The following is a 255-nucleotide window of genomic DNA, read 5'->3' on the forward strand; positions in this document are numbered from 1 at the left end:
TTTTTTTTTTTTTTTTTTTTTTTTTTTTTTTTTTTTTTTTTTTTTTTTTTTTTTTTTTTTTTTTTTTTTTTTTTTTTTTTTTTTTTTTTTTTTTTTTTTTTTTTTTTTTTTTTTTTTTTTTTTTTTTATTTTTTTTTTTTTTTTTTTTTTTTTTTTTTTTTTTTTTTTTTTTTTTTTTTTTTTTTTTTTTTTTTTTTTTTTTTTTTTTTTTTTTTTTTTTTTTTTTTTTTTTTTTTTTTTTTTTTTTTTTTTTTT

Annotated in this window: 1 protein-coding gene; it reads right to left on the reverse strand. The window is 0.0% G+C overall.

Going from position 1 to position 255, the window contains the following annotated elements; genetic code table 11:
- On the reverse strand, nucleotides 1-255 hold a 255-nt coding region (locus tag KI343_RS20770), incomplete at both ends, for a hypothetical protein (protein ID WP_179766249.1).

It is taken from the genome of Oceanobacillus sp. J11TS1 (assembly GCF_018333215.1).
Lineage (GTDB): Bacteria > Bacillota > Bacilli > Bacillales > Amphibacillaceae > Oceanobacillus.